Source organism: Kitasatospora sp. NPDC057500 (assembly GCF_042802195.1).
Classification (GTDB): domain Bacteria; phylum Actinomycetota; class Actinomycetes; order Streptomycetales; family Streptomycetaceae; genus Kitasatospora.
The window spans coordinates 45,982-56,704 of sequence record NZ_JBHVER010000028.1 but is presented as its reverse complement, the minus strand read 5'-3'; the positions used below and the strand labels follow the sequence as shown (position 1 = coordinate 56,704).

The following is a 10,723-nucleotide window of genomic DNA, read 5'->3' as shown; positions in this document are numbered from 1 at the left end:
GCGCTCTCCCGGGTGCTGCTCAGCAGAGCCGGACCAGGCCCTGCTGCGCCGCGCTCCCGCCCCGTACCGCCCTGTACTCGCCCGGCCCCGAGCGTGCCGCTCGGGGCCGGGCAGGAGAAACGTTTCTTCCTGGCCCCACCCCACCCCATCCCTCCACCCCAACCCCATGCCCCCAACCCAAACCCCATCCCCCATGTGGCCGGGGCGGAGGGTGGTGGGGGCTACCAGGGCGGCGCGCGCTGGCCGCGGCCGGCGCGCGCCGCGACCGATGTGCCGGGGCCGGCCTCATGGGTGGCCCTCGGCTTGCGGGGGCTGTGGGCGGGGCGCTCGGCGTGCGGGTGGACGGCGGCGCCGAGGTGGCCCGGGTCGCCGCCCGTCACCGCGATGTCGCCCATGCGGTCCGTCCGCAGCACCGTGGCGCCCAGCGCCCGCAGCCGGTCCACCGTGCGCGGCGACGGGTGGCCGTACGGGTTGTCCTCGCCACAGGAGATCAGGGCCAGCCGGGGGCCCAGCGCCGCCGTCAACTCCCAGTCCTGGTAGGCCGAACCATGGTGCGCCACCTTCAGCACGTCCACCTTGCTCTCCTTCCCGGCCGTCCTCAGCCGGCTCAACAGGGCCTCCTGCGCCGGCGGCTCCAGATCGCCCAGCAGGGCCATCCGCACACCGCCCACCAGGGTCACCAGCAGCGCGACACTCGCGTTGTTCGCACCCGACACCACCGTCGACTCCTCTCCGTCCGGCCACAGCACCTCCCACGAGACCCCGGCCCCCGCGGACCGGCGCTCACCGGGACCGGCCCGCGTCAGCGGGACCCCGGCCCGCGCCGCCCATCCCGCGACCCGGGCGGCCTCGCCCGGCGGCTCGTCGACCGCCGTCCCCTGCACCGACGCGACCCGCCGGCCGTGCAGCACGCCCGGCATCCCCTCGACGTGGTCGGCATGGAAGTGCGTCGCCAGGAGGAGCGGCACCCTGGTGATCCCCAGGTCGCGCAGACAGCGGTCGGCCGCCTGCGGATCCGGCCCCGCGTCCACCACCACCGCGCTGTCCGGCGGCTCCCCGTTCTCCGGCGCCACCGGCAGCACCAGCATGTCGCCCTGCCCCACGTCGCACATGACCAGCCGCCAGCCCGGCGGCGGCCAGCCGGTCGCGATCCGGGCCAGCAGCGGCGGCCGCAGCAGCACCGTGAGCAGGGCCAGCAGCAGCACGCCCACCGCCACCGGGCGGAGCCGGGGCAGCAGCGCGGGCAGCGTGCAGCAGAGCGCGGCCGTTCCGGCGGCGAGGCTCACCGTGCCGAACCACCCGCCCGGCCAGGACAGTCGGCCGCCCGGGAGCTCCGCGCCGTGCCGGGCGACCGCGGCCAGCCAGCCGGCCGGCACCCCGGCGGGCTCGGCGAGCAGCCGGGCCAGTGCGGGTGAGAGCGGGTCGATCACCAGGACCGCGAAGCCGAGCAGGGTCGCCGGCGCCACCGCCAGCTCGGCCAGCAGGTTGCACGGGATCCCGATGAGGCTGACGTGCCCGGAGAGCACCACCGTCACCGGCGCGCAGAGCGCCTGCGCCGCCGCCGTCGCCCCGACGGCGCCCGCCAGGTGGTGCGGCCAGCCCCGCGCCCGCAGGGCGTCCGCCCAACGCGGGCCGAGCACCAGCAGGCCGGTCGTGGCGAGCACCGACAGCAGGAAGCCGAACGAGCGCGCCAGGTAGGGATCGAGGAGGACCAGCAGCAGGGCCGTGCCCGCCAGCGCCGGGACCGCCTGGCGCGGGCGGCCGGTGGCCAGCGCCAACAGCCCGATCAGCCCCGTTCCCGCCGCTCTGAGCACGCTGGGCTCCGGGCGGCAGATCGTCACGAAGGCCAGCGTGACGGCGGCGCCGAGCAGGGCCGTGGTGCGCAGCGGGATCCCGAGCAGGGCGGCGAGTCCGCTCCGCTCGGCGGTGCCGGCCCGCCCCGGGGCGCCGAGCAGCACGCCCAGCACGATCGCCAGGTTGGCCCCGCTGACCGCGACCAGGTGGGCCAGATCGGTGTCCCGGAACGCCTCCCGGAGATCGTCCGGCAGACGGGAGGTGTCCCCCACCACGAGACCGGGCAGCAGCCCTCGCTGGTCCGCAGGCAGGCCGTCGGTGGCCTCGCGCAGCCCCGCCCGGAGCCTCCCGGCGATCCGCTGCGGCAGGCTCGGCGGCGCGAGCTGTCGCGGCTCGCCGTGCGCGATCAGCAGCGCCGCCGACTCGCCCGCGCGCTCGTCCGGCGGACGGACCGTCACCTCGGCGGCGAGCCTGGTCGAGGGCAGCAGCCGCTCCCACGCCCCGGCGTCCTCGCCCCGGACCAGGACGGTGACCGGCGTGCGGGTGCGGACGGTTCGCGGGCCCGGCGGGCCCGGGAGGACGCCGTCGGGCACGGTGACCCGGTCCACCGCGGCGTCCACCGTCAGCAGGTTCTGTCCGGAACCGGAACCGCCGCCACGGGAGACGCGCACGCGCGGGTCCCCGGTGAGGGTGAGGTCGACGGCGACCTCCGGTGCCGGGGAGGCGGCGCGGGCCAGTTCGGGCAGTGGTCCGCGGTGCAGGTCGGCGGTGTGCAGGAGGGTGGCCGTCGTGGCGGCCGCCGCGGTGAGCAGCACGGCGGCCAGGGTCACCGCGGCGGAGCGGCGACGGACCGGGCCGGCGCCGGGCCCGGCCCGGAGGGCGAAGAGGACCAGCCCGAGTGCCGCGGCCGCGCCGGCCGCCATCGCGAGGGCCGCGACGTGTCCGGGGCCCAGGCCGAGGACCGCGGCCGTGACCGCCCAGGCGGCGACGGCGGGCATCAGCAGGCGGAGGTCGTTGAGGCGCGGCGCGGCGGAGACGGTGTCACCGGGGACGGGCGCGGTGGCGGCGATGGCGGTACCTCCTCTCAGGCGGGCACGGGCACGGGCACGGGCGCAGGCACGGGAATGGGAATGGCAACGGGAATGGGAAATGGGAACGGCACGGGAAGCGTGGTGGGGCGTCAGAGGGTGAGCAGCGGCCGGAGTTCCATGTAGGTGCGCTCGCCGATTCCGCTGACCTGCCGGAGCTGGTCGAGCGAACGGAACGCGCCGCCGTGGGAGGCGCGGAAGGCGATGATGCGCTGGGCGAGGGTCGGGCCGACGCCGGGGAGGGTGTCGAGCTGTTCGAGGGTGGCGCGGTTGAGGCTGACCGGCTGTTTCGAGGCGGCGGCGGGCGGCGGTCCGGTGCCCGCCCCTGCGGCCGGCTGGGGGATCGGCTCGCCGACGAGGATCTGTTCGCCGTCCGCCAGGACGCGGGCCAGGTTGAGGTTCCTGAGGTCGGTCCCGGCCAGCGGCCCGCCGGCCACCCGCAGGGCGTCCGCGACCCTGGAGCCGCCGGGCAGGGTGTGCACTCCCGGGGAGCCGACCCGGCCGCCGATGTCGATCACCACGACGGTGCCCGGCGCAGCGCCGCCGGTGTCGCCCCCGGGCGGGGCCGGCCCGGGAGTGGCGGGCGACGGTACCGAGGCGACGGCGATCGCCGGGACCTCGACCGGCTGCGGCCGCGCCAGCCAGAAGTGCTGGACGCCGTAGCCGACGGCGAGCAGGAGGAGGACGAGAAGTCCGACCACTGCCCGGCGGTCGAGCGCCGACGCATGCCCCGCCCACGGCTGCGCGACGCGGGCGGGAAGGGGGTCGTCGGGGACGGGGTCGCCGGGCAGGGGCCCACCGGACGGCGGACCGCTCGGCGCGGGACCGCCCGGCGCGGAGGCACCGGGCACAGGGCCGCCGGGTGGCGGCGCGCCGGAACCGGCCGGTCCCGCGTACACCGAGGGCTCGGTGTCCGACGGTTCGCCGGCCTCGGGCAGCAGGGCCGCCATCCGCAGCGTCGCAGTCTCGTTGACCCGCTGGATCTCGCGGCGCTTGCGTGCGCCGACTCGCATGCTCGTCATGCGGAGCACGGTAGGAACCGCGCGAGCAGCACGCGGAGATTACCGAAAGCCTGTGGAAAACCCGGGGGTTGTGGATGAAGAACGTCACCCCCAGGGGGGAGAGCGACCGTCAGGTGTTGACGCCCTGCCAGCCGGGCACGGTCACCGGGGCGAGACCACCACCGCCAGCAGCCCCGGCCCGACGTGCGCGCCGATCACCGCCCCCACCTCGCCCACGTACAGGTCGCGCAGCCCCGGCACCCGTCCCCGCAGCCGTTCGGCGAGCGGCTCGGCCCGGTCCTCCGCCGCCAGGTGGTGGACGGCGATGTCCACCTCCCGCTCCCCCGCCCGCTCGACCGCGATCTCCTCCAGCCGGGCGATCGCCCGCGACGCCGTGCGCACCTTCTCCAGCGGCTCGATCCGCCCCCCGTCCAGGTGCAGCAGCGGCTTGACCGCGAGCGCCGAGCCGAGCAGCGCCTGCGCGGCGCCGATCCGGCCGCCCCGGCGCAGGTACTCAAGGGTGTCGACGTAGAAGAAGCCGCTGGTCCGGGCGGTCCGCCGTTCGACGGACGCCGCCACCTCGTCGAGTACGCTGCCGGCCTCGATCGCCTCGGCGGCGGCCAGCACCCCGTACCCGAGGGCCATGCCGACCAGCCGGCTGTCCAGCACCCGCACCGGAACGGGCGACTCGGCGGCCGCCAACCGGGCGGCCTCCGCCGTCCCGGACAGCTCGCCGGAGATGTGCACCGAGACGACGCCCCGCGCGCCGGCCTCGGCGGCCGCCCGGTAGGCGGCGGCGAAGGACTCGGGGCTGGGCCGGGAGGTGGTGACCCGGTGCTTGCCGCGCAGGGCCTCGGCGACGTCCTTCGGGGAGATCTCGACGCCCTCGGCCCGCACCTCGTCGCCGACCGCGACGCTCAGCGGGACCACGGTGATCCCGTGCCGGTCGACGGCTTGCTGGGGCAGGTAGGCCGTGGAATCGGTGACGAGTGCGAGGTCGGCGGGCATGAGGCGGAGGTTACCCCCCGCCCGGGCGGGACGGCAGCATCCGGGCCTCCGCTCAGCCGGCCGACGGCCCGGCGGACGGCTTGCGCAGCCGCTGCGCCAGCTTGGTCACCGGGTCGGCGAGGCCGAGCAGTTCCTCGGCGCTGGGACGGCCGCGGCCGTCCGTGAGCCCGGGTCGGGCGCCGCCGGGCGCGTCGGCCCCACGCGCCGCACCAGGAGCATCAGCAGCACCAGGAGCACTGGAGGCACCAGCGGCAGCAGAAGCACTGGAGGCACCAGCGGCACCGGCAGTGCCGGAATCACCGGACGCACCCCCGGAAGCCCCCGGAGCCGTGTCCCAGTGCCGCAGCGCCCCCGCCTCGTCCTCGCACTCCTGGCTCAGTCGGCCCAGCTCGTCCTCCGCGAACCGGTGCATCCGGTCCTGCGCCGCCCAGCGCATGGCCTCCGCCGAGTGCGTGATCCGCTCCGCCCGCTCGCGCAGCTCCGGCAGCTTCGCCGCGACGCGCCCGGTGTCCGGCTCGCGCTCCAGCATCCGCAGCTCGCCGTCCAGCTCCGCCGCGTGCGCGTCCAGCCGGGCCAGCAGCGCGAGCGACTCGCCCAGCTGGCCGTCCTGGGCGACGCCGCTCTGAAGCACCTGCCGGGTGCCGTCCAGGGAGGTCCGCAGGCGCAGGCGGACGGCGGAGATCTGCCCCTGCGGGCCGGTCTGGGTGTAGGTCTTGGCCTTGAGCGCGACGTTCTCGACCGCCCGGCGGGCCTTGGCCTCCTGGCGTTCCACCTTCTCGCCGACCGCCCGGGCGGCCTTGACCAGGCCGACGACGACCAGCACCGCCACCCCGAGCCCGAACAGCAGGGCCAGTACGAGCAACACCCCGAGGATCTCCATCACGCGCCACCTTCCGCCAGCCGAACCGGCCCCCACCGGGCCCAACGCGGGCCGGCCCACCGAGGGTTCCACGGTAGCGCCGGTACCGGCCCGGCGGGCCGCCGATCAGGGGCGCCGGGCCGGACTTCAGGGGCGGTTCAGGGACGGCTCGGGGTGAACCCCGAGCCGTCCACTCCCCCGGACGCACCGCGGGGCGGACGCTCCCCGAGGAACGCCCGCCCCACAGCCCGGCCGGTCGACCGACCAGCCGGTCAACCGGTCGACCGACCGACGTCAGCCGGTGACGATGTTGACCAGCTTCGGCGCCCGCGCGATCACCTTGCGGACCTCGGCCCCGCCGATCGCCGCGACGACCGCCGGGTCGGCCAGCGCCAGCGCCTCCAGCTCGGCGTCCGAGATCGACGGCGCGACCTCCAGCCGGGCCTTGACCTTGCCCTTGACCTGGACCACGCACGTCACCGTCTCGTCCACGACGTACGCCGGGTCGGCCACCGGGTAGCCGGCGTACGCCAGCGAGTCGCCGTGGCCCAGCCGCCGCCACAGCTCCTCCGCGATGTGCGGGGCCAGCGGGGCGACCAGCAGCACCACCTGCTCGGCCACCGAACGCGGCGTGGAACCACGCTTGACCAGGTAGTTGTTCAGCTCGATCGCCTTGGCGACGGCCGTGTTGAAGCGCAGCCCGGCCATGTCGGCGCGGACGCCGTCGACGGCCTTGTGCAGGGCCCGCAGCGTCGCCTCGTCCGGCTCCTCGTCCGTCACCACCAGCTCGCCGGTCGACTCGTCGACGACGTTGCGCCACAGCCGCTGCAGGAAGCGGTACGAGCCGACGACGGCGCGGGTGTCCCACGGGCGGGAGACGTCCAGCGGGCCCATCGACATCTCGTACAGGCGCAACGTGTCGGCGCCGTACTCGTCGGCGATCTCGTCGGGGGCGACGGCGTTCTTCAGGGACTTGCCCATCTTGCCGGCCTCGCGCTTGACCGGCTCGCCCTGCCAGAAGTACTGGCCGCCGCGCTCCTCGACCTCGGCGGCGGGCACCGGGAAGCCGCGCTCGTCGCGGTAGACGTCGGCGGTGATCATGCCCTGGTTGAACAGCTTGTGGAACGGCTCGACGGACGAGACGTGGCCCAGGTCGTGCAGCACCTTGTGCCAGAAGCGGGCGTACAGCAGGTGCAGCACGGCGTGCTCGGCACCGCCGACGTACAGGTCGGCGCCGCCGCCGGGCTTCTGCTCGGTGGGGCCCAGCCAGTACCGCTCGTTGGCCGGGTCGACGACCCGCTCGCGGTTGGACGGGTCGATGTAGCGCAGCTCGTACCAGCAGGAGCCGGCCCAGTTGGGCATGGTGTTGGTCTCGCGGCGGTACGTCTTCGGCCCGTCGCCCAGGTCCAGCTCGACGGTGACCCAGTCCTCGTTGCGGGACAGCGGGGTCTTCGGCGTGGAGGCGGAGTCGTACGGGTCGTAGGTGTGCGGCGAGTAGTCGTCGACCTGCGGGACCTCGACGGGCAGCATCGACTCGGGCAGCGCGTGCATGACGCCGTCCTCGTCGTAGACGATCGGGAACGGCTCGCCCCAGTACCGCTGGCGGCTGAACAGCCAGTCGCGCAGGCGGTAGTTGACGGTGCCTTCGCCGATGCCGTGCTCGGCCAGCCAGGCGGTGACGGCGGCCTTGGCCTCGACGACGCCCAGGCCGTTCAGCCTGATGCCGTTCTCGGTGCCCTCGTCGTGGGCCGAGTTGACGATGACCGAGTCGTAGGTGTCGAACGCGTCGTCCCAGGCGGCCGGGTCCTCGCCGCGCCCGTCGGTGGGCTGGACGACGCAGCGCATCGGCAGGTCGAAGGCCCGCGCGAAGGCGAAGTCGCGGTGGTCGTGGGCGGGGACGGCCATGATGGCGCCGGTGCCGTAGCCCATCAGCACGTAGTCGGCGATGAAGACCGGGACGGGCTCGCCGCTGACCGGGTTGACGGCGTAGGCGCCGGTGAAGACGCCGGTCTTGACCTTGGCCTCGACCTGTCGCTCGACGTCGGACTTGGCGGCCGCGGCGGCGCGGTACGCGGCGACGGCCCCGGCGGGGGTGGCGGCGCCGCCGGTCCACGCCTCACGGGTGCCCTCGGGCCAGGCGGCGGGCACGATGGCGTCGACCAGGTCGTGCTCGGGCGCCAGCACCATGTAGGTGGCGCCGAACAGGGTGTCGGGGCGGGTGGTGAAGACGGTGATCCTTCCCTCGTCGACGGCGAAGTCGACGCGGGCGCCCTCGGAGCGGCCGATCCAGTTGCGCTGCTGCAGCTTGATGGCCTCGGGCCAGTCCAGCAGGTCCAGGTCGGAGATCAGCCGGTCGGAGTAGGCGGTGATCCGCATCATCCACTGGCGCAGGTTGGACTTGAAGACGGGGAAGTTGCCGCGCTCGGAGCGGCCGTCGGCGGTGACCTCCTCGTTGGACAGCACGGTGCCCAGGCCGGGGCACCAGTTGACCGGCACCTCCTTGGCGTAGGCCAGCCGGTACTCGCCCAGCACCTCGTCGCGCCCGGCGGCGTCCAGCGCGGACCAGTCGCGGCCGCCGGGGACCTCACGGGTGCCGTTCTCGAACTCGGCGACCAGCTCCGCGATCGGACGGGCCTTGGCGGCCCGCTCGTCGTACCAGGAGTTGAAGATCTGCAGGAAGATCCACTGCGTCCAGCGGTAGTACTCGGGGTCGATCGTGGCGATCGAGCGGCGCGGGTCGTGGCCCAGGCCCAGCCGGCGCAGCTGCTGGCGCATGTTGGCGATGTTGGCCTCGGTGGAGACCCGCGGGTGGGTGCCGGTCTGCACGGCGTACTGCTCGGCGGGCAGGCCGAAGGAGTCGTAGCCCAGGGTGTGCAGGACGTTGTAGCCGTTCATCCGCTGGTAGCGGGCGAAGACGTCGGTGGCGATGTAGCCCAGCGGGTGGCCGACGTGCAGGCCGGCGCCCGACGGGTACGGGAACATGTCCATGATGAAGCTGTGCGGCTTCGCGGCGACGTCGGCGCCCGCCTGGTCGGCCAGCTCACCGGCCGGGTTGGGGGCGTGGAACGTCCCCTCCTTCTCCCAGATGTCCTGCCAGCGGGACTCGATCTCCGCCGCCAGGGCGGCGCTGTACCGGAACGGCGCGGTCGCGGTGTCGGCCGCACCGGACGCAGGGGTCGTCTCGCTCATGGTCCTTCAAGCTCCATCGATGTCAGTTGGCGAACCGGCGTTCCGGGCCGGCGACGGGGCGGGTGCCCGGGCCGGGGCCCGGACGGGCGCCGGGCGGCGGGCCCGGGCGGAAAACAAAAAAAGCCCCTCGCAGGAGGGGGTGCCACGCCGACTCCGGCTCCGCCCTCGGGCGTGGCCGGTCCTGGTCAGCGCGGCCGACTAAGGAGCAGGCGCGCGGTTCGCATGGGCTCAGGGTACCGCAAGGGGGTCAGCCGCCTCCCGGGGATACCGCCGACGCGCCCGCCGCCCCGCCCGCCGACACCCGGCGCGACGGCCCGTTCGACGCGTCCGGACTCCCCTCCTCCGGACCCGCCGCGCCGGGACCCACCCCCGCCGGCCCCACCCCCGCCGCACCCACCGCACCCACCGCGCCAGGACCCACCCCCGCCGCGCCCGCCGCACGGAACGCCGCGTCGATCCCGCGCAGCGCCCGCGCGACCCGCTCCGACTGCATCCCCGCCGCCAGTGCCCGCGCCCGGTCCGCCGTGCGCGCCGCCTCGGCCTCGTCGCCCGCCAGCCGCTGCGCGTCGGCCAGCCGCACCATGAGCAGCGCCCGTGCCCTGGCCCGGCCGGGCCCCAGGCCCGCCACCGCCTCGGCCAGCAGTTCCTGCGCCCGCCCGTGCTCGCCCAGGAACAGGTACCCCTCCCCCACCATGCCCGCGAGGTCCGCCCGCTCCTCGCCCAGCCCCTCGCCGCCGTCCAGCTCCGCGAACGCCGGCCCCGCCGCCCCCGCGAGCCCTGCCGCGTCGCCGCGCCGCCCGTGGGCGCGGGCGATCCGGCCGAGCTGCAACGCCCGTTCGGCCGGGCCGAGCCCGTCCCCGGCCGCCGCCACCGCCTGCGCCAGCACCGTGACCACGTCCAGCCCGCGCCCGCCCGTGCTCCAGGTGGCCAGCGCCACCAGGCCGCCGAGCACCGCCACCCCGTCCCGGCGCTCGCCGCTCAGGTGGGCGGCTCGCAGCGCGGCCGCGAACGCCCGCTGCGCGGCGGCGTCGTGGCCGAGGTCGAACGCGGCCCAGGCCGCGAGCCGGGCGAGGCGGCCGGCCGCGCCGTACAGCGCCCGGCCGAGCGGTTCGTCGTACCCGCCGAGTTCCAGCAGCTTGGCGACCATGGCCAGTTCGGCCCGGGCGGGGCCGAGGACGAGCCCGCCTCCGCAGGAACGTTCCAGCCGCTGCTTGCTGCGGTGGGCGGCGGCCAGTTCGCCGATCACCGCCGGGTCGACGCGCAGCGCGCCGTCACCGCGGAGGGCGGGCGGCGGGGTGGCCAGCCGGCGGGCGGCCGCGGCGACGTCGGCACCGCGGAAGAGGTCGGTGAGGCGGACGGGGCCGGCGTCGGCGGCGGTCTCGCGCAGCGCGGTCTGCGCGGTGTCGGCCGTCCACGGGTCGGTCAGCAGGCGCGGGGAGAGGATCTTGGCGCCGCGGTGGCCGCCCATCGGGCCCCAGAGCTGTTCGTAGGTGACGGCGATGCCGAGGGTGCGGCCGAGCACCTCGCAGACGGCCTGGTCGTGCGGGCTGCGCGGGACCATGCCGCGGTCGCGCCACTTGTAGGGGGCGGTGGAGCTGATCGCGAGCCGGGCCGGGACGGTGAGGTTGACCTCGCGGGCGAGGCGCTCCGGGCTCCAGCCGAGCTGGTGGAGTATCCGGGCGAGTTCCTCGTTGCGCCTGCGCTCCAGATCGGCCATGGCTCCGACGGTAGCGGGCCGCCGGGGGCCGCCGCTGGGAGTGACGGAAATGCCGTGCGGGCCGGAA

At 75.8% G+C, this 10,723-nt stretch carries 6 protein-coding genes; all 6 read right to left on the bottom strand.

Annotated elements, in window-relative coordinates:
• Positions 1–221: 221 nt before the first annotated feature.
• The 6 genes from ACFU74_RS09330 to ACFU74_RS09305 all read right to left on the bottom strand — a co-directional run bounded on the left by ACFU74_RS09330 (position 222) and on the right by ACFU74_RS09305 (position 10,656).
• Positions 222–2,792, bottom strand: a complete 2,571-nt coding sequence (locus ACFU74_RS09330; RefSeq protein ID WP_380754197.1) for a ComEC/Rec2 family competence protein — start codon at positions 2,790–2,792, stop codon at positions 222–224.
• A 182-nt stretch (positions 2,793–2,974) separates the two neighbouring features.
• Complete coding sequence (locus ACFU74_RS09325) at positions 2,975–3,904, bottom strand: helix-hairpin-helix domain-containing protein (RefSeq protein WP_380754195.1); 930 nt, start codon at positions 3,902–3,904, stop codon at positions 2,975–2,977.
• Between the two features lie 141 nt (positions 3,905–4,045).
• Positions 4,046–4,891 (bottom strand): DegV family protein, encoded by an 846-nt coding sequence (locus tag ACFU74_RS09320; protein ID WP_380754192.1) that lies wholly within the window; start codon positions 4,889–4,891, stop codon positions 4,046–4,048.
• A 52-nt stretch (positions 4,892–4,943) separates the two neighbouring features.
• Positions 4,944–5,771 (bottom strand): hypothetical protein, encoded by an 828-nt coding sequence (locus tag ACFU74_RS09315; RefSeq protein WP_380754190.1) that lies wholly within the window; start codon positions 5,769–5,771, stop codon positions 4,944–4,946.
• Between the two features lie 273 nt (positions 5,772–6,044).
• Positions 6,045–8,939 carry a leucine--tRNA ligase gene (gene leuS / locus ACFU74_RS09310; protein ID WP_380754187.1) on the bottom strand — a complete coding sequence of 965 codons (2,895 nt, stop codon included), beginning with the start codon at positions 8,937–8,939 and terminating at the stop codon, positions 6,045–6,047.
• Between the two features lie 247 nt (positions 8,940–9,186).
• Positions 9,187–10,656: a hypothetical protein gene (locus ACFU74_RS09305; RefSeq protein WP_380754185.1), complete on the bottom strand. Its 1,470-nt coding sequence runs from the start codon at positions 10,654–10,656 to the stop codon at positions 9,187–9,189.
• Positions 10,657–10,723: the final 67 nt, after the last annotated feature.